Genomic DNA, 19,882 nt, shown 5'->3' with positions numbered 1-19,882 from the left:
CCCGGACTGCGGTTATACTGGGCTTCCCTCGATAGCCTGGAAACCGTCCATGGACGATCCCGTCAGCATCGCTGCCCTGCTGGAAGAAAATGCCCGCCTGCGGCTGGAAGTGGCCGCGCTGCGCGGCCGGGACCGCATCTTCCGCTCCCTGCTCGACCACGCCCCGCTGCTGATTTCCACCAAGGACCTGGAAGGCCGCATGACCATGGCCAACCGCCATTTCGAGGTGCTCGACGGCTACGATGAAAGCAGCTTCGTCGGCCGCAGCGTGTTCGACCTGTTCCCGCCCGAGATTGCCGAGCAGCTGTGGCGCAACGACCGCCGCGCGGCGCAGGAACAGCGCGCCGTGCAGGAGGAGGAAGCGGTGTACCACCGCGACAAGACGCTGCACACCTACATGACCGTGAAATTCCCCCTGTACGACGAACACGGCCAGGTGAACGCCACCTGCGCCGTGTCCACCGACATCACGCAGACCCGCGCCGCCGAGGACAGCAGCGTGACCGACGAACTGACCGGCCTGAAGAACCGGCGCTATTTCAACATGCGCTTTTGCGAAGAGCAGAAACGCGCCCGGCGCGACGGCCGCCTGCTGACCTTGCTGCTGCTGGACGTGGACCGCTTCAAGGAATACAACGACCACCACGGCCACCCGGCCGGCGACAGCGTGCTCAAGGCCGTGGCGCACAGCATGCGCGCCGCGCTGCACCGGGCCGGCGACCTGTGCTTCCGCATCGGCGGCGACGAGTTCGCCTGCCTGTACAGCAGCGGCGGCACCGGGGAAAGCCTGGAACTGGCCGGCGAGATCCGCTCCGCCATGGCCGCGCACGCCATTGAACACCGCGCCAATCCGCCCGGCGGCAAGGTCACGCTGTCGATCGGCGCCGCCTTCCTGGCGCCCGGCGCCGAACTGGGGCGCGACGAACTCTACCAGCTGGCCGACCAGGCGCTGTACCGTGCCAAGCACCTGGGCCGCGACCGCGTGGCGACCTAGCCGCTGCGGACGATTGGGGCGATTTGGTGTATGCTGCGGGCATGAACCAAGACACCGACATCCAGCTCAGCGGCCCGTTCAAGGCCACCGACGGCGCCGGCCGCGCCATCGACATCAAAGCCATCCGCATCTTCGACGAGGGCTATGGCGTCATCGACCTGTACGTGGACCTGGCGGCGCCCGCGTCCGACGGCCTGCACAAGGACAAGAAACTGATCGCCGAGATCAGCGCCCGCCTGCGCAGCCTGGGCTACGCGGGGCCGGACCTGGTGCCGGGCGACCCGGTGATCCAGGAAAAGAAACTGATCGTGCTCGACACGCCGGACGAGTTCCTGCCCTTCGCCGTGCGCAAGGGTTTCAAGGACTTGTCGTCCGAATTCGACGAGTAATCAGCGTCTAATCAACGTCTACAGATAGCGGCTGCTCCAGGCCGCGATCAGGTCGGCCACGTAGGCGGCGTCCTCGCGCCGCGTCAGCAGGTGGTCGGCATCGTCCAGCGAGACGAAACTTTTCGGGTGGCGCGCGGCCATGAAAATGTCCATCGCATTGCGCACCGCCACCGTATCGTCGCCCGGCGCGTGCATCACCAGCAAAGCCTTGCGCAGCCCCGCGATATGCTCGCGCAGGCTGTGCCCGCCCACGTCCTCCACGAACTGCTGCTTGATGCGGAACGGCCGCCCCGCCAGTTGCACCTGGGCCTCGCCGTCGGCGGCGATCTGCTCCAGGTGGGCGCTGAACATATTGGTCACATAGGCCGGCTCGCCCGGCGCGGCGATGGTCACCACCGCCTTCGCCTCCGGCACGCTGGCCGCCGCCGCCAGCACCGCCGCGCCGCCCAGGCTGTGGCCGATCAGCAGGTGCGGGGCGGCAAACTTCTCGCGCAGGAAATCGGCCGCCTCCACCAGGTCGGCCACGTTGGACGAAAAATTGGTGTTCTCGAACTCGCCCCCGCTGGCGCCCAGGCCGGTGAAATCGAAGCGCAGCACGGCGATGCCGTGCCCGGTGAGCGCCTGCGCGATGCGGCTGGCGGCGATCACGTCCTTGCCGCAGGTAAAGCAATGGGCGAACAGCGCATAAGCTTTAATGGCGCCGTCCGGCGCATCCAGGCGCGCCGCCAGCTGGTGGCCGCTGGCGCCGGTGAATTCGTGTCGTTCTGCACGCATGATGTATTCCGTAAAAAGAGCCGTACCCGCAGTCTAGCCGAACAAGCCGTGCAGATACCAGCGCGGCTCGGCTTCGCCCTCCTTCGCCCCCAGCCGTTCGCGGAACACCCAGTAGTGGGCATGGTCGGCGCCCTCGGCGATGAAATAGTCGCGCGTCTGCCCGTCGCTCCACCAGCCGGCCTCGATGCGCTCGGCGTTCGACACCATGCGCAGCGGCGACATGTAGAACGGCCGGTGGTCGCGCATCAGCAGCGCGATCGGCTTGGGCAGCAGCCAGGCCGGGCGCGGCAGGCTTTGCGGCGGCATGCGCGCGCTCACGTCGGCCGGGCGCAGCTTGTCGTGCACCGGCACCCAGGCGTTGGCCAGCTCGGGCCGGTAGTCCGCCTGCGGCGACGCCTTCAGCACATTGTCCGCCCCCAGCCGCGCCACCAGCAGCTCGAACAGGCGCTCGCGGTCCTCCTTGCTGCCGCCCGGCTCCGGGAACAGCGAGTCGGTGGGCGGCAGCATGGGCTGCACCTGCGCCGCCTCCAGGCACAGGCCGATCACTGGCGCCGCCAGCTCGGTCTTGGCCAGGCGCTCCTTGAGCAGGCGCAGCAGGTGGTCGTCGCGCCACACCGGCTCGGCCAGCGCGATCTCGATGGCGGTGGGCGGGCGCGCCACCTTGCCCCGCTCATGCTCGAGCAGCAGCTTGACGCGCTCCACCGCGAACTGGCGCGCGCACAGCCAGCCCACCATCTGCTGCAGCAGGCGCTGCGCGCCGTGCAGCAGCGCGTCCGCGTGCTCGATGCGGTCGAACAATTCCAGCCTGGCGCTGAAGGTGGGCGGCGCCTCCACCCACTCGTACAGCTCGGGCGCCTCGCCGTGCGCCTCGTCCAGCATGTCGAGCAGCGCGCGGCCGCAGCGGCGCTGCAGGCCGGGGCGCGGCAGCCGCCGCAAGTCCGCCAGCGTCAGGCAGCCCATGCCCTCGAACCACTTGAGGAAGGGGCGCGCCGGCGGCGGCAGGCTGCTGGGCAGCGGCGCCAGGCGCCGCGCCATGCTGTCGATTTTCAAACAGCGCCCGCCGCCGCTGCGCGCCAGCAGCCAGGCGCCGCGCGCGGTGGGCGCGCAGCTCAGCACGGCGGTAAAGCCCAGCGCCCGCATGCTGCCGCGCACCAGCGCGCACAGCCGGCGGATGCCGCCGAACAGGCGCAGGCTGGCGCCGATGTCGATCAGCAGCGTGGCCTCCTCGGCCTCCGCCACCAGCGGCGTGTAGCGCAGCAGCGCCATGGCCACCGCGTGCGCCGCCTCCTGCTCGCGCAGCGGGGCGCGCTCGTGCAGCTGCGCGTCCGGCGCCATCAGCAGCGCGCCGCCGCGCCGCATGCCCAGCCGCACGCCGGCGGCATGGGCCAGCGGCGACAGCGCCAGCACGCCATCCTGCTCCAGCACCACGCTGCAGTTATCCTCCGACCAGCTGGGGCAGAAGACTTCGAGCGGGAGCCGTGGCAGGTAGAGGCCGATCCAGAGACGCATGACGCTGTAGCAAAGAAGGTGGCAAGGGCAGGAACAGCGGCGCGTCGCGCTGCGGTCCCCGGCGTTTGATGAATTCGATGCGGATGCCGCCCGGCGCCGAGCGCAGCGCCAGGCGCAGCGGCGCCGGCGAGGCGTCCTGCGCGGCGGCAAGCGGGCGCATCAGGCAGAACAGGGTGTCGCCGCTTTGCGCCGCCAGGTGCAGCCGGCGCAGGTTTTCGCTGCGGATCTGCTGCTGCCACAGCAGCAGCGCGCCGCAGCAGCCGCTGCGCAGCACCTGTTCGGCGGCCCACAGCGCGTCCCCGCTTTTTCCCGTGCTGCGTATCCACACCATTTGTCCCGGCGGCAAGCCCAGCGCGGCCAGCGCCAGTCCCTGCGGGATCTGCGGCGGCGCCAGCAGCACCACCGGGCGCTTCGAGGCCGCCACCAGCGCCGGACGCAGCAGGCGGATTTCGCCGATGCCCTGCTGCTGCAGCATCAGCTCGGTGAGCGTGCCCAGCGGCCAGCCGCCGCCCGGCAGCTGGGCCGACAGCGCCGCGTAGCCGGTGTCCACGCAGCGCGTGGCCGAGTGCGCCAGCTGCGACGCCAGCCACAGCGACGGATGCAGGCTTTCGGGAGCGGCAAGGGTGGAAGGACTGAGCATGGTTGCAAACACGGATACTGTACAAATACACAGTACTATTTACTCCCGGTTTTGGCAAGGACTACTTACGGTTTGTTCCACTGGGAAAGCTTGCAGATGCTGTAAGATGGGCATTAAAACCATACCTGATAGGCATCAATGACCACCATCCAGCTGATCGGCGCCATCCTGTTCGGATGCGCCCTGGTGCACACCTTCGCCGCCAAATCGTTCGAGATCCTGGCCCACCGCCACCCGCGCCACGCCGGCCTGCTGCACCTGCTGGGCGAAGTGGAAGTGGTGTTCGGCTTCTGGGCCGCCATCCTGATCGTGGCCATCGCCATCGCGGCGGGCGGCCAGAACGCCATCGCCTACGCCGAATCGCGCCAGTACACCGAGCCGCTGTTCGTGTTCGTGGTGATGGTGGTGGCCGCGTCCTGGCCGGTGCTCAACGCGGTGCAGCGCGCCCTGCAGGCGCTGGCGCGGCTGGCGCCGATGCGCAATGAACTGGCGCTGGCCTGGCTGGGCCTGGCGCTGGTGCCGCTGGCCGGCTCCCTGATCACCGAGCCGGCCGCCATGACGCTGGCCGCGCTGACGCTGGCGCCGCTGGTGTTCCGCGACGGCATGCCCGAGCGGCTCAAATACGCCGCGCTGGGCGTGCTGTTCGTCAACGTGTCGATCGGCGGCACGCTCACTTCCTACGCCGCGCCGCCGGTGCTGATGGTGGCTGCCACCTGGGGCTGGGACAGCGCCTTCATGGCCAGCCAGTTCGGCTGGAAAGCCACGCTGGCGGTGCTGGTCAACGCCACCGCCATCTGCTTCGTGCTCAAGCGCCACCTGCAGCCGGCCGGCGCGCCGGCCGATGGCGGCGGCCCGGCGCAGGTGCCGCTGCTGGTGTCGCTGATCCACCTGGGCCTCCTGGCGGGGGTGGTGCTGCTGGCGCACCATCCGGTGATGTTCCTCGGCCTGTTCCTGCTGTTCCTCGGCTTCACGCAAGCCTACCAGCGCTACCAGCAGCCGCTGATCCTGAAGGAAGGCTTGCTGGTGGGCTTCTTCCTGGCCGGGCTGGTGGTGCTGGGCGGCATGCAGCAATGGTGGCTGCAGCCCATCGTCTCGAGCCTGGCGCCGGTGGCGCTGTTCTTCGGCGCGCTGGGCCTGACCGCCATCACCGACAACGCCGCCCTGACCTACCTCGGTTCGCTGATCGACGGCATGACGCCGCAGGCGCAATACATGCTGGTGGCGGGCGCCGTGGCCGGCGGCGGCCTGACGGTGATCGCCAACGCGCCCAACCCGGCCGGCGTGTCGCTGCTGCGGCGCGGCTTCCAGGACGAATCGATCGGCGCCATCGGCCTGCTGCTGGGCGCCCTGCCGCCCACCGCCGTGGCCGCAGCAGCCTTCTTCCTCTAAACCCAGGAGCCCGCCATGCCCGAACACAATCACGCATTTTCCGACTGGCCATTTGCCGACAGCGTCAACACCGTCACCTTTTGCACGGATAAAGTGGCGCACCAGGCCTTTCCGGTGCTGCAGGTGGCGCATGACCATAACGGCGACTGGCAATTTCTGGACGCCACCACCGACACGCCTGGCGAATGCGTGCTGCTGTGCATGGGATGCGTTTATGAACGCGATGCCTCACTCGCCGGGATCAGCGACTTGCCGCGCGGCTGGAGCGCCTATCGCACGCATGTCGGCGCAGAGTGGGAGCGCTGGGAAAAACCGTGCGAAACCGGCGGAGATGAAGAGCAGGTGCACGCCGATATCGCGGCATACGGTCTCCACATTATCAATGTGATGGAGGAAGATGAAGAGCCGCCTTTTTCGTATTCGCTAGGCATAGAACAATCGCTGGGCATGCCGGACCTGATCGTTGTCGGGCTCAAGCACGAGGTGGCGCAAGCGGTCATTAATGAGTGCTATCGGCAAATGCGGTCGGGCCTGCAGCTTGAGCCGGGGACGCGCGTCAGCGGCCTGCTGGGAGGGGGCTTCGAATGCGTGATTGGTCAAGTCTCGGCGGCAAACTACAAGCACTATATGGGATGGGGCGTGTGGCTTTACAAAGACACAGAGGCTCGTGCTTACCAGATCATTTTCCCCAGCACCGCCGGCGTGTTTCCTTGGGAAGCACACGCAAATGCCTGGTTCAAGCAATGGCAGCCGCTGCTGGCCGAAGAGCAGCACACGCAGCGGCCATGATATTTATTTGATAAATTTCTTGACTCCAACTTGAAGTGATCCTAAAGTGATATCACTTTGATGTCACAACCAAGAGGGAGTCCAGCATGAAAGCAGCACATATTCGCCGCGAAACGGCGTTTTCCTCGGTCAGCGGCTATACGGCGGCGGTGGCCGCCCTGGCGCTGATCGCACTGGCCGGCCTCGGCGCACGAGGCGGCCTGCATCCTGTTCTTTGCGTCATCGCCGCCCTGCTCGGCCTGGTGAGCTTTGCCGGGCTGTACATGCTACAGCCGAACGAAAGCGCCATCCTCACGCTGTTCGGCAAATACATCGGCACCGACCGCAGCGAAGGCCTGCGCTGGGCCTTCCCGCTGTACATCAAGCGCAAGCTGTCCGTGCGCGCCCGCAATTTCAACGCGCCCACGCTGAAGGTCAACGACAAGCGCGGCAACCCGGTCGAGATCAGCGCCGCCATCGTCTGGCGCGTGCGCGACACCGCGCAGGCGGTGTTCGAGGTGGACGATTTCGAGCGCTACGTATCGATACAGGCCGAAGCGGCCCTGCGCCACCTGGCTTCGCAGTACGCGTATGACGAAGGCGAGGATCTGCCGGACGGCGAAACCACGCTGCGCGCCGGCATGGACGTGGTGGCGGAGGCGCTGAAGGTGGAGCTGCAGGCGCGCTTCGATGCGGCCGGCGTGGAAGTGCTGGACGCCAAGCTGACCCACCTGGCCTACGCGCCCGAAATCGCGCAAGTGATGCTGCGCCGCCAGCAGGCCGAGGCCATCATCAGCGCCCGCGCCAAGATCGTGCACGGCGCCGTGAGCATGGTGGAGGCCGCGCTGAAAGGCCTGGCGGAACGCGATATCGTGGAGCTCGATGCCGAGCGCAAGGCGGCCATGGTGAGCAACCTGCTGGTGGTGCTGTGCTCGGACAAGGAGACCCAGCCCATCATCAACACCGGCACCCTGTACAACTAGCGGCAGAACAGCATGGCAAGCCCAGGTAAAAAAGCCTATCCCCTGCGGATCGATCCGGCGCTGTGGGACGAAATCCAGCGCCTGGCCGCGCGCGACCTGCGCAGCGTGAATGCGGAAATCGAATTCCTGCTGCGCGAGGGACTGGCGCGCCGGGGCGTGAAGCTCAAGGGCGACGGCAATGGCGACGGCAGCGGCGACGGCACGGACGCGCTCGCGGAATAAGCCGGGCCGGCGCCCTCACGACAGCACGCGCCGGTGCTTGGCGAAGAAGTCCAGCATCATCTTGCTGGCGTCCGGGCCGGCCTTGGCGTTGAAGGACAATGCCGGGTCGCCGCCGCTCCAGGCGTGCTCCAGGTCGGCGATGCGCGCCACGCGCAGCAGCACCTTGCCTTTCGAACTGTAGTCGCGGATCTCGTGCGCGTTGCGCGTGTGGCCGCGCCGCGCGCGCTCCACCACTTTCACTTCGGTCCCCGCCGGCAGCCGGTTCAGCAGCAGGCTCTGCTGCACCAGCTGCGCCTGGTTGACGGGACGCACGATCTTGTCGCCCTCGCCCTGGATCAGGATGGTGGGCATGACCGGGAAGCCGGGCTGCCGCAGCAGCACCTGCCGGATGGCGGCGGAGGCCTGCAGGCCGGCGCCGTGCTGCATCACGCTCAGGGCGCCGACGGTGCTGTGCCCGCCGCCGTAGGCCGGACCGGAATGCAGGCCCACGGCGGCAACCAGTTCGGGATGGTTCAGCGCGAGGATGTTGGCCATGCCGGCCCCGGCGGAAATGCCGCACACGTAGATGCGCTTGCGGTCGATGGCGTAGTCGCTGCAGACCTTGCCGATCACGGCGGCGATCAGCGCGGTGTCGCCGCCGCCTTCCTGCGTGGTCTTGTCATACCAGCGCCAGCAGCGGTGCGCCTGGGTGCTGGCGGCCTGCTGCGGATACAGCACGGCGTAGCCTTTCTGCTCGGCCAAGCGGTTCATGCGCGTGCCCTGGGCGAACTGGGTGGCGGTCTGGTGGCAGCCGTGCAGCATGACGACCAGCGGCAGGCCCTGGCGCGCGGCGGCGTCGGAAACGCGCTGCGGAAGGTAGAGCCAATAGCTCATGGGCTGGGCCGGCACCTGGCCCGCTTGCGGCATTGCCGCATAGTGCGATGCAAGCCAGCGGCCGGGCAGCACGGACACGTCCGGCCGCGCGTGCTGGCGGATCGGCATGCCGTCCGGCGCCGACAGGGCGGGCCGGGGCGCTGCGGCGGGCCGGGACGGTGCGGCGGTACGCGCCGGGGCAGCGCGCCGCGCCGGGGCGGCAGGCTTGGCCGCCTTGGCCACCTTCACCGCTTTGGCTTTCGGCTTGGCCTTCGCGGTGGGCAGGCCGAACAACTGGGTCATCAACTTCTGCTGCGACTTCCCTGCGCGGGTAATGCTGCGCAGCAATCGTGCGCCAAAGATGGGCTTGGTCATGCGACACTCCTAGTCACTATGTTGCAGTGCAATATAGCGGAGCGGGCGGTACCCATCGGTGCGCCAGCGCACGGGATCGCAGATTAAACTTCCTCACCGAATGCAGCAGTAACCGCCATGCGCGGGGAAAACAGGGTGGCCGGCAGGTGGGACTGCGTTGGCCGCCCTGCCGCGCACCCTTCACCCCATGCCGGCGCCTAGCGCTGCATGGATTCCCATACCTTCTGCAAGCGCTTGGCCGACACCGGCATGGGCGTGCGCAGTTCCTGCGCAAACAGCGACACGCGCAATTCCTCCAGCATCCAGCGGAACTCCACCAGCTTCGGATCGGTGTTGCGGCCGGCGGCCTTGTCGCGCATCAGGCGCTGGAACGGCGCCGCCGCGCTTTGCCATTCGGCCATCAGCTTGGCGTCGCGCGCGGGATCGGCGCGCAGCTTTTCCAGGCGCACGTTCATGGCCTTCAGATAGCGCGGGAAATGCGCCAGCTGCGCATAATCGCTTTCGAGCAGGAAGCGCTTGTGCACCAGGCCCTGCAGCTGCGCCTGCATGTCGGCCGCCACCTGCGCGTTGATGCCTTGCAGGCGCTTCGGCAGGCCGTGGAACTCGGTCAGCACTTGCGACAGCAGGCGCGCCACTTCGTTCACCAGCAGCACCAGGCGCGACTTGCCTTCATCCTTGCGCTTGGCGAAGGTGGCGGCGTCGGTCGGCAGCGGGTCCTGCAGGCAGGCGATGTCGAGCGCCTTGTTGATGATCTGGTCGCGCAGCTCCTCCTGCGTGCCCATGGACATGAACTGCATGCCCATCTGCTGCAGGTTGGGGATGCTCTTTTCCACGAACTTGATCTGGTCCTTCATCTGCAGCGCGAACAGGCGGCGCAGGCCGACGCGGTGCGTGCGCGCCGCCACGGTGGGGTCGTCGAACACTTCCAGGTCGCAGTGCGTGCCCTTGTCCACCAGCGCCGGGAAGCCGATCAGTGTCAGCTTGCCCTGCACGATCTCGAGCAGTTCCGGCAGCTCGCCGAAGGTCCAGCCGGTGATGCCCGTCGTTGCCGATTGCGCGGCCGGGGCAGCGGCGGCAGGCGTGGCGCCCGCGCCGCCGGCCTTGGCCGTCACGCGCTCGGCAGCGATGCCGCCGTGCGCCGCCTTGCCGGCGGCCGAGCTGCCACCAGCGGCGGCGGCAGCCTGCGCAGGCTGGCCGCCCGCGCGCAGCTGCGTACCGGCCGGCGCGGTGGCCTCGGCCATCTTCTGGAAGCTCTGGCGCGCCTGCATGCCGTACTCGGCCTGCAGCGTGGCCAGGTTGCGGCCCATGTCCAGCTGGCGGCCATGCTCGTCGATCACCTTGAAGTTCATGAAATGGTGCGCGGGCAGCGTTTCCGGCTTGAAGTCGGTGGTCAGCACGCCGATGGTGATTTCCTTGCGGATGTCGGCAATGATGGCGTCGATCAGGTCGCCGCGCCCGAAGGCCAGCGAGGCCTGCACGCGCTCGCAGAACTTGGCCGCGTACTCCGGCAGCGGCACGCAATGGCGGCGCAGCTTTTGCGGCAGGGACTTCAGCAGCAGGTGCACTTTCTCCTTCAGCATGCCCGGCACCAGCCATTCGCAGCGCTCGCGCGACAGCTGGTTCAGCGCGTACAGCGGCACCGCCAGGGTCACGCCGTCGCGCACGCTGCCCGGCTCGAAGTGATAGGTCAGCGCCATTTCCAGGCCGGCCGCCATCATGGTCTTCGGGAACAGGTCGGTGGTCACGCCGGCCGCCTCGTGGCGCATCAGCTCGTCGCGGTTCAGGAACAGCAGCTTCGGTTCTGCCGCAGTCGCTTCCTTGTGCCATTTCTCGAAACCGGCGCCGTTCACCACGTCGGCCGGTATCAGCTTGTCGTAGAAGGCGGCGATCAGTTCATCGTCCACCAGCACGTCCAGGCGGCGCGACTTGTGTTCCAGGTTCTCGATTTCTTTAATGAGCTTGTGGTTGTGCGCGAAGAACGGCGCGCGGGTGTCGTAGTCGCCGCCCACCAGCGCGTCGCGGATGAAGATCTCGCGCGCTTCCTGCGGGTTGAAGGCGCCGTAGTTGATGCGGCGCTGGCTGTACACCACCAGGCCGTACAAGGTGGCGCGCTCGGACGCGGTCACTTGCGCGCTGCGCTTTTCCCAGCGCGGCTCGCCCCACGATTTTTTCAAGAGGTGGCCGCCCACCTTCTCCAGCCATTCCGGCTCGATCCTGGCCACGCAGCGCGCGTACAACCGCGTGGTTTCCACCAGCTCGGCGGCCATGATCCACTTGCCCGGCTTCTTCAGCAGGCTGGAGCCCGGCCAGATATGGAACTTGATGCCGCGCGCGCCCAGGAAGCCGGCGCCCGGCTCGTCCTCGCCCTTGAAGCCCACGTTGCCCAGCAGGCCGGTCAACAGCGCCAGGTGCAGGTTTTCGTAGGTGGCGGGCGCCTCGTTCATGCGCCAGCCCTGCTCCTTGACGATGGTGAGCAGTTGCGAGTGCACGTCGCGCCATTCGCGCAGGCGCACTTGCGACAGGAAGTTGCTGCGGCAGTTTTCCTGCAGCTGGCGGTTGGTCTTCTTGTGCTCGATGGCGCCCTCGAACCAGCGCCAGATCTTGATGTAGCTGAGGAATTCGGACTTCTCGTCGGCGAACTTCTTGTGCGCCTCGTCGGCCGCCTGCTGGTGCTCCACCGGGCGGTCGCGCGGGTCCTGCACCGACAGCGCGGAGGCCACGATCAGCGCTTCCGTCAGCGAGGCGTTGTCGTGCGCGGCCAGGATCATGCGGCCCACGCGCGGGTCCAGCGGCAGCTTGGCCAGCTTGCGGCCCAGCGGCGTGAGCTGGTTGTATTCGTCCACCGCGCCCAGTTCCTGCAGCAGCTGGTAGCCGTCCGCGATCGCGCGCGCCAGCGGCGGCTCGATGAAGGGGAAGGTTTCCACGTCCGCCAGGTGCAGGGACTTCATGCGCAGGATGACGGCGGCCAGCGAGGAGCGCAGGATCTCGGGATCGGTGAATTTCGGGCGCTGCAGGAAGTCCTGCTCGTCGTACAGGCGGATGCAGACGCCGTCGGCCACGCGGCCGCAGCGGCCGGCGCGCTGGTTGGCGGCCGATTGGGCGATCGGCTCGACCTGCAGCTGTTCCACCTTGTTGCGGTAGCTGTAGCGCTTCACGCGCGCCAGGCCGGCGTCCACCACGTAGCGGATGCCGGGCACGGTCAGCGAGGTCTCCGCGACGTTGGTGGCCAGCACGATGCGGCGCGCATTGGAGGTGCGGAACACGCGCTCCTGTTCCTCCACCGACAAGCGGGCGAACAGCGGCAGGATCTCCACGTGCGGCGGATGGTGCTTGCGCAGCGCTTCGGCCGCGTCGCGGATCTCGCGTTCGCCGGGCAGGAACACCAGCACGTCGCCGGAGCCGATGCGGCACACTTCGTCCACGCCGTCGATCACGGCGTCCATCAGGTCGCGCTTCTCGCGGGCGGCGGCGGCTTTGCCCTGCTGCGGGGAAGGGTTGGCGGCGTTGGCGCCGCCCATGGGCACCTGGTCGCGTTCCACCGGGCGGTAGCGCACTTCCACCGCGTACAGGCGGCCCGACACTTCGATCACCGGCGCCGGCTTTTCCGGCGTGCCGAAGTGGCGCGAGAAGCGGTCGGCGTCGATGGTGGCGGAAGTGATGATGATCTTCAGGTCCGGTCGGCGCGGCAGCAGCTGCTTCAGGTAGCCCAGCAGGAAGTCGATGTTCAGGCTGCGTTCGTGGGCTTCGTCGATGATGATCGTGTCGTAGCCCTTGAGCAGCGGGTCGGTCTGGGTTTCGGCCAGCAGGATACCGTCCGTCATCAGCTTGACGGAGGCGCCGCGCATCAGGGTGTCGGCGAAGCGCACCTTGAAGCCGACGTTCTCGCCCAGCGGCGTGCCCAGCTCCTGCGCGATGCGCTTGGCGGTCGAAGACGCGGCGATACGGCGCGGCTGCGTGTGGCCGATGATGCCGTTGCGGCCCCGGCCCAGCTCCAGGCAGATCTTCGGCAGCTGGGTGGTTTTGCCCGAGCCGGTTTCGCCGGAGACGATGATGACCTGGTGCTTCATCAGCGCCTCGGCGATCTCCGCGCGGCGGCCGGAAACCGGCAGGTCTTCAGGGAAGGTGATCGGCGGGATCGGATTGCGGAACGCCGCCTCCGCCGCGCGCGCAGCGGCTTCCTCCGGCGTCAGGCGCGGGCCACGTCCGCCGCGCTCCCCCTCGGCGCGCGGCGGACGCGCCGCACCTTCCGGGCGCGGCTGGCGCGGTGCGCGGCCTTCGCCACGGCGCTGCCCACCCTGGCCGCCCTGGCTTCCCTGTGGCGCGCGCGTCACAGCGGGCGTATCGCCCTTCGGGGCGGCGGAGACGGTGGCGGGAGCGTTGGATGGCTGCTGCGGGACGGCGACTGGTGGCTTCTTGCTGGCTTCTGACATGTTTTTTACTAGTATTTGGCGCGAAAACCGCGCACCGAATTATAATGCGGCAAATGGAAAATCCTACCCAATTCGTCCAATGGCTGCGCTCCGTCGCGCCCTACGTCCACGCTTTCCGCGGCAAGACCTTCGTGGTCGCCTTCCCCGGCGAACTCGTATCGGCTGGCGCCCTGCCGGTGCTGGCCCATGATTTGTCGCTGCTGCAGGCACTCGACATCAACGTGACCGTGGTCTACGGCTCGCGCCCGCAGGTGGCCGAACAGCTCGCGCTGCGCAACGTGGAAGGCCGCTTCCACAACGGCGTGCGCATTACCGACACCGCCGCCATGGAATGCGCCAAGGAAGCGGCCGGCGAGCTGCGCCTGGACATCGAGGCCGCGTTCAGCCAGGGCTTGCCGAACACGCCGATGTCCAACGCGGCCATCCGCATCATTTCCGGCAACTTCATCACCGCCCGCCCGCTCGGCGTGATCGACGGCGTGGACCTGGAACTGACCGGCATCACGCGTAAAGTCGACGCCGAAACCATCCACTCCATCCTCGGTTCGGACGGCCTGGTGCTGCTGTCGCCGCTGGGCTTCTCGCCCACCGGCGAAACCTTCAACCTGACCATGGAAGACGTGGCCTGCAGCGCCGCCATCGCCCTGCACGCCGACAAGCTGATCTTCATCACCGAAACCGACATGATGACGGACGCCGGCGGCACCGAGATCCGCGAACTGTCCTCGCACCAGGCCGAAGCCGTGCTGCAGGCCGGTTTCCTGCCCGACGCCACCGCATTCTACTTGAAGCACTGCGTCAAGGCCTGCAACAACGGCGTGGACCGCTCCCACATCGTGCCGTTCGCGATGGACGGCTCGGCGCTGCTGGAACTGTTCACCCACGATGGCGTGGGCACCATGATCTCGCACGAGAACCTGGAGTCGCTGCGCCAGGCCACCATCGAGGACGTGGGCGGCATCATCAAACTGATCGAACCGCTGGAAGCGGACGGCACGCTGGTCAAGCGCGGCCGCGAACTGATCGAACGCGAAATCGACCTGTTCTCGGTGATCGAGCACGACGGCGTGATCTTCGGCTGCGCCGCGCTGTACCCGTTCCCGGAACAGAAAATGGCCGAAATGGCATGCCTGACCGTCAACCCCGACGTGCAAGCCCAGGGCGACGGCGAACGCATCCTCAAGCACATGGAGAACCGCGCCCGCGCGCTGGGGCTGAGCAAGCTGTTCGTGCTCACCACCCGCACCGCGCACTGGTTCATCAAGCGCGGCTTCGTGCCGGCCACCGTGGACGCCCTGCCGAAGGACCGCCAGCGCATGTATAACTGGCAGCGCAAATCCCAGGTTCTGGTTAAAACCTTATAATCAAGCTTTCACCACCGCATTTAGGAGCACCAAAGATGGCCCGCACCGTCCATTGCATCAAACTGAACAAGGAAGCCGAAGGCCTGGATTTCCCACCGTATCCGGGTGAACTGGGCAAGAAGATCTACCTGTCCGTATCGAAAGAAGCGTGGGCCGCCTGGCTCAAGCACCAGACCATGCTGGTCAACGAAAACCGCCTGAACCTGGCCGACCAGCGCGCGCGCAAATACCTGGCCACGCAGATGGAGAAGCACTTCTTCGGCGACGGCGCCGACGCCGCAGCCGGCTACGTGCCGCCGGCGGACTAAAAAACAAAGGCGCCGACGGCGCCTTTTTTCTACCTTATCGCTGCAGCGGCTTGCACTGGCGCAGCTCGCACTTGGCGAGATAAGCCCTGCCGTCGCCGCACATCATGCGGTAGACCTCGACCGGGCCCGGCTCGGACACCAGCCCGGCCCCGGGGCCGCCGTTGCCGTCGCAGCCGGCCTTGCGCGCCATGCGCTCCACCGTGGCCGACGACACGCCGGCCCGGAACGCCACCTTCTCGATCTCCACCCCGTCCACCATCACGCGCTTGCTGCCGTCGCTGGCCAGCGCGGACACCATCGGCTGGCGCACCGTCGCCGCGCGCCGTGCCGCTTCGGCTTCCTGGTCCTTGTCCTTGCCGAAAGGCAGAGACGAACAGGCACTCAACATCACGGCGTTCAGCAACACCGCCAGCAACAGCAAACGTTTCATAAGTGTCCCGGGAAAGGATTAGTAGGCCAGCGTGCGCACGCCGTCCGGCGTGCCCAGCAGGCAGACGTCGGCGCCGCGCGCGGCAAACAGGCCGACGGCGATCACGCCGACGATCTGGTTGATCTGCGCCTCCAGGCCCTTCGGATCGGTGATGGCCAGGCCGGCCACGTCCAGGATGTTGCCGCCGTTGTCGGTGACGAAGGCTTCCCCGGTGCCCGGCTTCAGGCGCAGCTTGGGCTGGCCGCCCAGCGCTGCCAGCTGGCGCGACACGGCGTTGCGCGCCATCGGCAGCACTTCCACCGGCAGCGGGAACTTGCCCATCACGTCCACCAGCTTGGAGCCGTCGGCGATGCAGACGAACTTCTTCGACACCGACGCGACGATCTTCTCGCGCGTGAGCGCCGCGCCGCCGCCCTTGATCATGGCGCCCTGCTCGGTGATCTCGTCGGCGCCGTCGATGTAGACGGCGATCTCGGCCACATCGTTCAGGTCCAGCACGGGAATGCCGTGGCCGGCCAGGCGCGCGGCGGTCGCCTCGGAGGACGCCACGGCGCCCTTGATCTGGTGCTTGATCTTGGCCAGCTCATCAATGAAGAAGTTGGCGGTCGAGCCGGTGCCGACGCCGATGATGTCGCCTTCCACGTAGGCGATGGCGGCGCGGGCTACTGCTTGTTTCAGTTCGTCTTGGGTCATGGTAAAAATATTAAGGGGTATAAGAGTGGCAGATCGGATTGCCGCTATTTTAGCGGATCGCCACCGACAATACTCGCAGAACGCCGGTCGGTATGAGAAAATGGCCACCCAGACAATAGCCCGCAGGATAGCTCATGGAGTCCGTCCAACAGATACTGATCGTCGACGACAGCCGCGTTTCGCGCCTGATGGCGCGCCAATACATCCTCAGCATGCATGCCGGCTGGGTCATCGAGGAAGCCGCCTCGGGCGAAGAAGCGCTGCAGAAAGTCGCCTCTTACACGCCGGCCCTGGTGCTGATCGACGTCAACATGCCCGGCATGGGCGGCCTGGCCGCCGCCGAGCAGCTGCGCGCCCTGCTGCCGCAGGCCCACATCTCGCTGCTCACCGCCAATGTGCAAAGCGCCACCCGCAACCGAGCGGCCGAGATCGGCGTCGGCTTCATGGAGAAGCCCATCACCGAGGCCCGCATCGCCCAGCTGATCGCACCGCTGGAGGCATGAAGATGCCTTTCGCCCTGACCGAGCTGGAACACGACGCGCTGGTGGAGATCTTCAACATCGGCGTCGGCCAGGCGGCCGCCGCCATGAGCGGCATCGTCAACGAGGCGGTGACCATGTCGGTGCCCTCGATCAGCTTCCTGAACCGCGCCGACGCGGCCGCCCTGCTGGGCCACCGCGACGAGCAGCTGCAGCGCATCTGCGGCGTGAGCCAGCACTACGCGGGCGCCTTCCAGACCGAAGCCATCCTCATGTTCCCCGAGGATAAAAGCCTGGAAATCGTGCGCCTGATGGTGGGCGAGCTGGTGCCGCTGGCCGAGCTGACCGAGATGGAACAGGAGGCCATGAGCGAGATCGGCAACATCATCCTGAACTCCTGCATCGGCACGCTGGCCAACATCTTCGAGCAGGAGCTGCAAGGCTCGCTGCCGGTGTACCACGTCGGCACCAGCGAGGACATCCTGAGCGCCTCCGGCACCGCGGCCGAATCGGTGGTGATGATGCTGCACATCGACTTCGTCCTTGAAATGCACCAGATCCACGGCTACGTCGCTTTCATCCTCGACGTGTCCGCGCTGCACGACCTGAAACAGCAGATCAATCTGTATCTGCACCGCGTGACGGGCCAGGGCTGACAATGGACCTGGAAGCGAACCGTCTCGGCCTGCTCGAGAGCGTGCTGGGCGCAGTCCACGTCGGCGCCATTGTCCTGGACGGCGCTGGCCGCATCGTGCTGTGGAACCGCTGGATGGAGCAATACTCCGCCATGCCGGCGGGCGAGGTGCTGTGCCGCGAGTTCTACACGCTGTTCCCGGAAATGCGCAGCCAGCGCATTGGCATGGCGATCCAGCAGGCGCTGGCCAGCAACTTCCCGTCGCTGCTGTCGCAAACGCTGAACAAGTCGCCCTTTCCGCTGCACGCCGACCGCGCGGCGGCGGCGCGCGGCGAGCGCCTGCAGCAGGCCATCGCGGTCACGCCGGTGGAGGTGGCCGGCGCCGAGCGCCACTGCCTGATCCAGATCACCGACGTGAGCATCGCCGTCAACCGCGAGAAAGTGCTGCGCGAGCAGGCCATGGTGCTGCGCTCGCAGACCTTCTCGGACGGCCTGACCGGGGTGGCCAACCGCCGCCATTTCGACGTCGCCATCGACAAGGAACAGCGGCGCGCCAAGCGCAACGGCGCCAACCTGTCGCTGCTGATGATCGACATCGACTGCTTCAAGGCCTATAACGACCACTACGGCCACCAGCAGGGCGACCAGTGCCTGATCCAGGTATCGGCCGCGCTGGCGGCCATGCTGCACCGCTCGACCGACTTACTGGCGCGCTACGGCGGCGAAGAATTCGCCATCATCCTGCCGGACACCGATGCGGACCAGGCCATGATAATGGCGGAAGCCTTGCGCCAGCGCGTCCTGGCGCTGGGCATCGAGCACCGCTGCGCGGCCGAGGAGGGCCAGCACGTGACCGTCAGCGTCGGCCTGGCCACGCTCAGCCCCGAGCAGCCGTTCGACGTGCCCGCGCTGATCGGCGCCGCCGACCGCGCGCTGTACGCCGCCAAGCACGCCGGCCGCAACCGCGTGGCCGCGCATCAGCACGAGATGCACAACCGTTGACGTATGCTGGACTGGCTGATTTCGGCAGCCAAGAGCGGACGATCGGCACATGGCATTAAGGCGGAGAACAAGATGAGCATCGTACCAACAAACCGAACCGCCGCGATTACAGGAGTCTGGTCATCAATGGGCCTTGTAACTTTCGATGCGTGGTTCGAACACGCGAGGTTTGCCTCCGTCCTCGCCCACGATTTAGCATGGTTGTCGGTATTTGCTGTGTTCTTCTTCCTGCCCGTACTCTACTTTGTGATTGGTTGCCACACCGGCGCTGTTAGTCGCGGGTGGTTTTTTGACCCCTCCGAGCGTGCGGGATACTTGGTCGTCGTAAAAAGGATGTTGGCCTGGTTCGGAGGCGCATGTTTCGCAGGAGGTTTCTCATCAATAGCCATGACCCTCCTCCTTAGGCCGTAGTTGCTGTTATTGAGTGCCGCTTTAGGGCGAAAATGCATCACACGCGACCGGCTACAATGAGGCGGCTTCGGCTTGGAGTGAGGTTTTGTGAGTTTTGCAGATGAGTAAGCTGCTATCCTGAACACCGTCGGCCGAGTTCGGCCAACAGCGGCCCGTCGGGCGTTGAGAATTTGACGTGCAACTTAAAAGGTGCGAATAACTTGCAATGAAGAATAGCTTCCTCTCCATTGACTCTTCGATTATTGAGTCGCTCGCGCAGCGTCCGTTGCGGCTAAAGGAACTTTTGGCAGTTGCCGCTGTTCGAACCGAAGCTCTGCGCCTCAACGTCCGGCGAGCCGGTGTATCCCCTAGCGAAAGTGTTGACACAACTGTCAATGAGCGATTGCAGGCACTTCGGCGTAACGGCAATATTGCATACGATCCAGTGACAAGTCGTTGGGAAATTCTTCAGTGATGCGACTGAGGCTTAACCTGGGATTCGAAAACGTACTATCGGCCAGGAGCGGCCGCTCGCCGGGGCTGCAAACATGTAGTTGAACAGAGGTTGAAGATGCGAGATACGTGTGGCATATGCGGCCGAAAACTGGACCAGAAAGATGACCCTTTATCAGCCGACTGTGGTGGCGACTGTTGGGGCTGCATTGGCGAAATTGAAGCAGAGATGGGCGACGAGTATTCGCTAGCCAAAGTCAGGGAGGAGTTTGCTAAAGGACTTCGCCCAGGTTGGGTTGGGTTGAGCCGAGCTCCAACAACTGAGTGCCGAGTCCAGAAAATTATGAAAGATTCTGAAAAATTCATGTCGTGGTTGAAGTACCTCGATATTGAATACCTAGACGAGATTACGTTCAACACGTTAAGCGATTTTGACATCAACGATCCTAGCGACTGGAGCAACATCGTCGAGGTAGCGATGCGCGACGAAGCAATAAGCTTCAATCCGGTCTCTCGTGTGTCGATGATTGCTGTGCTGGACGATCTGGCTGGTTATCCTAAAAGCGAGGTGCGCAGGCTATTGGAGCGAGTGACCATGCCGTTTGATGCACCTCTGCGAGACTATATTTCATTCTTTCAATACGTGCGGCGAGAGCTTTTCGATGAGGTTTGAATGACGGCTTCGGGGCCAGGCTGTGTGAAAACCCGAGTTTCCGTGCCGCGAACGGCCGCGCCGTGCAAGTGCCGACTTTCTGCGACGCGCAAGCCGAAGTTAAAAAGGGCTCACGCCCCTAACAACGCCGC

Annotated in this window: 19 protein-coding genes; 12 read left to right on the top strand and 7 right to left on the bottom strand. The window is 66.1% G+C overall.

Translation table 11 applies throughout. The features are described from left to right. Positions 1–49 precede the first annotated feature (49 nt). Both AC56DV_RS18240 and AC56DV_RS18235 read left to right on the top strand, forming a co-directional pair. On the top strand, positions 50–994 hold the full coding sequence (locus AC56DV_RS18240; protein ID WP_496315667.1) for a sensor domain-containing diguanylate cyclase: 945 nt from the start codon (positions 50–52) through the stop codon (positions 992–994). Positions 995–1,035: 41 nt separating this feature from the next. Further along, on the top strand, positions 1,036–1,383 hold the full coding sequence (locus AC56DV_RS18235; protein WP_496315666.1) for a hypothetical protein: 348 nt from the start codon (positions 1,036–1,038) through the stop codon (positions 1,381–1,383). Between the two features lie 18 nt (positions 1,384–1,401). Here the strand turns inward: AC56DV_RS18235 and AC56DV_RS18230 are convergent, their stop codons facing one another. Genes AC56DV_RS18230 through imuA form a run of 3 tightly spaced genes read right to left on the bottom strand, consistent with a single transcriptional unit; the run spans position 1,402 to position 4,306 of the window. Further along, positions 1,402–2,157, bottom strand: a complete 756-nt coding sequence (locus AC56DV_RS18230; RefSeq protein ID WP_496315665.1) for an alpha/beta hydrolase family protein — start codon at positions 2,155–2,157, stop codon at positions 1,402–1,404. Positions 2,158–2,190: 33 nt separating this feature from the next. After that, entirely contained in the window at positions 2,191–3,666 is a 1,476-nt protein-coding gene (locus AC56DV_RS18225) for a Y-family DNA polymerase (RefSeq protein ID WP_496315664.1), read from the bottom strand. After that, positions 3,593–4,306, bottom strand: coding sequence for a translesion DNA synthesis-associated protein ImuA (gene imuA / locus AC56DV_RS18220; protein ID WP_496315663.1), 714 nt, complete (start codon positions 4,304–4,306; stop codon positions 3,593–3,595). The genes AC56DV_RS18225 and imuA overlap by 74 nt, the downstream gene beginning before the upstream one ends. Before the next feature lie 138 nt (positions 4,307–4,444). Here imuA and AC56DV_RS18215 point away from each other — a divergent pair, with 138 nt between their 5' ends. From AC56DV_RS18215 to AC56DV_RS18200, 4 genes are all read left to right on the top strand, one after another. Further along, positions 4,445–5,695, top strand: coding sequence for a putative Na+/H+ antiporter (locus AC56DV_RS18215; protein ID WP_496315662.1), 1,251 nt, complete (start codon positions 4,445–4,447; stop codon positions 5,693–5,695). Positions 5,696–5,710: 15 nt separating this feature from the next. Next, positions 5,711–6,484, top strand: a complete 774-nt coding sequence (locus AC56DV_RS18210) for a DUF4262 domain-containing protein (RefSeq protein ID WP_496315661.1) — start codon at positions 5,711–5,713, stop codon at positions 6,482–6,484. An 86-nt stretch (positions 6,485–6,570) separates the two neighbouring features. Beyond that, entirely contained in the window at positions 6,571–7,446 is an 876-nt protein-coding gene (locus AC56DV_RS18205; RefSeq protein WP_496315660.1) for an SPFH domain-containing protein, read from the top strand. 12 nt (positions 7,447–7,458) lie between these two features. Further along, positions 7,459–7,668 (top strand): type II toxin-antitoxin system antitoxin, encoded by a 210-nt coding sequence (locus tag AC56DV_RS18200; protein WP_496315659.1) that lies wholly within the window; start codon positions 7,459–7,461, stop codon positions 7,666–7,668. A 15-nt stretch (positions 7,669–7,683) separates the two neighbouring features. Here the strand turns inward: AC56DV_RS18200 and AC56DV_RS18195 are convergent, their stop codons facing one another. Together AC56DV_RS18195 and hrpA are read right to left on the bottom strand one after the other, a co-directional pair. Then, the gene (locus AC56DV_RS18195) at positions 7,684–8,895 is read right to left on the bottom strand and encodes an extracellular catalytic domain type 1 short-chain-length polyhydroxyalkanoate depolymerase (RefSeq protein WP_496315658.1); all 1,212 of its coding nucleotides are present in this window, start codon (positions 8,893–8,895) and stop codon (positions 7,684–7,686) included. A gap of 197 nt (positions 8,896–9,092) precedes the next feature. Then, positions 9,093–13,325 (bottom strand): ATP-dependent RNA helicase HrpA, encoded by a 4,233-nt coding sequence (gene hrpA, locus AC56DV_RS18190; protein WP_496315657.1) that lies wholly within the window; start codon positions 13,323–13,325, stop codon positions 9,093–9,095. Between the two features lie 53 nt (positions 13,326–13,378). Here hrpA and argA point away from each other — a divergent pair, with 53 nt between their 5' ends. Continuing rightward, positions 13,379–14,689 carry an amino-acid N-acetyltransferase gene (argA, locus tag AC56DV_RS18185; protein WP_057157612.1) on the top strand — a complete coding sequence of 437 codons (1,311 nt, stop codon included), beginning with the start codon at positions 13,379–13,381 and terminating at the stop codon, positions 14,687–14,689. A gap of 35 nt (positions 14,690–14,724) precedes the next feature. After that, positions 14,725–14,997, top strand: coding sequence for an oxidative damage protection protein (locus tag AC56DV_RS18180; protein ID WP_057157611.1), 273 nt, complete (start codon positions 14,725–14,727; stop codon positions 14,995–14,997). Positions 14,998–15,031: 34 nt separating this feature from the next. Here the strand turns inward: AC56DV_RS18180 and AC56DV_RS18175 are convergent, their stop codons facing one another. Both AC56DV_RS18175 and rpiA read right to left on the bottom strand, forming a co-directional pair. After that, the gene (locus tag AC56DV_RS18175) at positions 15,032–15,427 is read right to left on the bottom strand and encodes a hypothetical protein (protein ID WP_496315656.1); all 396 of its coding nucleotides are present in this window, start codon (positions 15,425–15,427) and stop codon (positions 15,032–15,034) included. 18 nt (positions 15,428–15,445) lie between these two features. Beyond that, positions 15,446–16,120, bottom strand: coding sequence for a ribose-5-phosphate isomerase RpiA (gene rpiA / locus AC56DV_RS18170; RefSeq protein ID WP_496315655.1), 675 nt, complete (start codon positions 16,118–16,120; stop codon positions 15,446–15,448). A 134-nt stretch (positions 16,121–16,254) separates the two neighbouring features. Here rpiA and AC56DV_RS18165 point away from each other — a divergent pair, with 134 nt between their 5' ends. From AC56DV_RS18165 to AC56DV_RS18150, 4 genes are all read left to right on the top strand, one after another. After that, positions 16,255–16,623 carry a response regulator gene (locus AC56DV_RS18165; protein ID WP_496315654.1) on the top strand — a complete coding sequence of 123 codons (369 nt, stop codon included), beginning with the start codon at positions 16,255–16,257 and terminating at the stop codon, positions 16,621–16,623. After that, positions 16,620–17,255, top strand: a complete 636-nt coding sequence (locus AC56DV_RS18160; RefSeq protein ID WP_496315653.1) for a chemotaxis protein CheC — start codon at positions 16,620–16,622, stop codon at positions 17,253–17,255. Before AC56DV_RS18165 ends, AC56DV_RS18160 begins: the two co-directional genes overlap by 4 nt. A gap of 2 nt (positions 17,256–17,257) precedes the next feature. Beyond that, positions 17,258–18,235, top strand: a complete 978-nt coding sequence (locus AC56DV_RS18155) for a GGDEF domain-containing protein (protein WP_496315652.1) — start codon at positions 17,258–17,260, stop codon at positions 18,233–18,235. A 1,072-nt stretch (positions 18,236–19,307) separates the two neighbouring features. Then, complete coding sequence (locus AC56DV_RS18150; RefSeq protein WP_496315651.1) at positions 19,308–19,751, top strand: hypothetical protein; 444 nt, start codon at positions 19,308–19,310, stop codon at positions 19,749–19,751. The last annotated feature ends 131 nt before the right edge of the window (positions 19,752–19,882 follow it).

This window comes from Massilia sp. BGA-UO-ETr-WB1, from assembly GCF_059567845.1.
This window is presented reverse-complemented; position numbering and strand designations above follow the sequence as displayed.

Bases quoted from the DNA above. Each gene is read 5' to 3' on its own strand.
- AC56DV_RS18215 (WP_496315662.1), top strand. From the start codon at position 4,445: ATGACCACCATCCAGCTGATCGGCGCCATCCTGTTCGGATGCGCCCTG.
- AC56DV_RS18175 (WP_496315656.1), bottom strand. From the start codon at position 15,427: ATGAAACGTTTGCTGTTGCTGGCGGTGTTGCTGAACGCCGTGATGTTG.
- AC56DV_RS18225 (WP_496315664.1), bottom strand. From the start codon at position 3,666: ATGCGTCTCTGGATCGGCCTCTACCTGCCACGGCTCCCGCTCGAAGTC.
- AC56DV_RS18235 (WP_496315666.1), top strand. From the start codon at position 1,036: ATGAACCAAGACACCGACATCCAGCTCAGCGGCCCGTTCAAGGCCACC.
- AC56DV_RS18195 (WP_496315658.1), bottom strand. From the start codon at position 8,895: ATGACCAAGCCCATCTTTGGCGCACGATTGCTGCGCAGCATTACCCGC.
- AC56DV_RS18180 (WP_057157611.1), top strand. From the start codon at position 14,725: ATGGCCCGCACCGTCCATTGCATCAAACTGAACAAGGAAGCCGAAGGC.
- AC56DV_RS18210 (WP_496315661.1), top strand. From the start codon at position 5,711: ATGCCCGAACACAATCACGCATTTTCCGACTGGCCATTTGCCGACAGC.
- AC56DV_RS18160 (WP_496315653.1), top strand. From the start codon at position 16,620: ATGAAGATGCCTTTCGCCCTGACCGAGCTGGAACACGACGCGCTGGTG.
- AC56DV_RS18205 (WP_496315660.1), top strand. From the start codon at position 6,571: ATGAAAGCAGCACATATTCGCCGCGAAACGGCGTTTTCCTCGGTCAGC.
- AC56DV_RS18150 (WP_496315651.1), top strand. From the start codon at position 19,308: ATGGGCGACGAGTATTCGCTAGCCAAAGTCAGGGAGGAGTTTGCTAAA.
- hrpA (WP_496315657.1), bottom strand. From the start codon at position 13,325: ATGTCAGAAGCCAGCAAGAAGCCACCAGTCGCCGTCCCGCAGCAGCCA.
- AC56DV_RS18200 (WP_496315659.1), top strand. From the start codon at position 7,459: ATGGCAAGCCCAGGTAAAAAAGCCTATCCCCTGCGGATCGATCCGGCG.
- AC56DV_RS18155 (WP_496315652.1), top strand. From the start codon at position 17,258: ATGGACCTGGAAGCGAACCGTCTCGGCCTGCTCGAGAGCGTGCTGGGC.
- rpiA (WP_496315655.1), bottom strand. From the start codon at position 16,120: ATGACCCAAGACGAACTGAAACAAGCAGTAGCCCGCGCCGCCATCGCC.
- argA (WP_057157612.1), top strand. From the start codon at position 13,379: ATGGAAAATCCTACCCAATTCGTCCAATGGCTGCGCTCCGTCGCGCCC.
- AC56DV_RS18165 (WP_496315654.1), top strand. From the start codon at position 16,255: ATGGAGTCCGTCCAACAGATACTGATCGTCGACGACAGCCGCGTTTCG.
- AC56DV_RS18230 (WP_496315665.1), bottom strand. From the start codon at position 2,157: ATGCGTGCAGAACGACACGAATTCACCGGCGCCAGCGGCCACCAGCTG.
- imuA (WP_496315663.1), bottom strand. From the start codon at position 4,306: ATGCTCAGTCCTTCCACCCTTGCCGCTCCCGAAAGCCTGCATCCGTCG.
- AC56DV_RS18240 (WP_496315667.1), top strand. From the start codon at position 50: ATGGACGATCCCGTCAGCATCGCTGCCCTGCTGGAAGAAAATGCCCGC.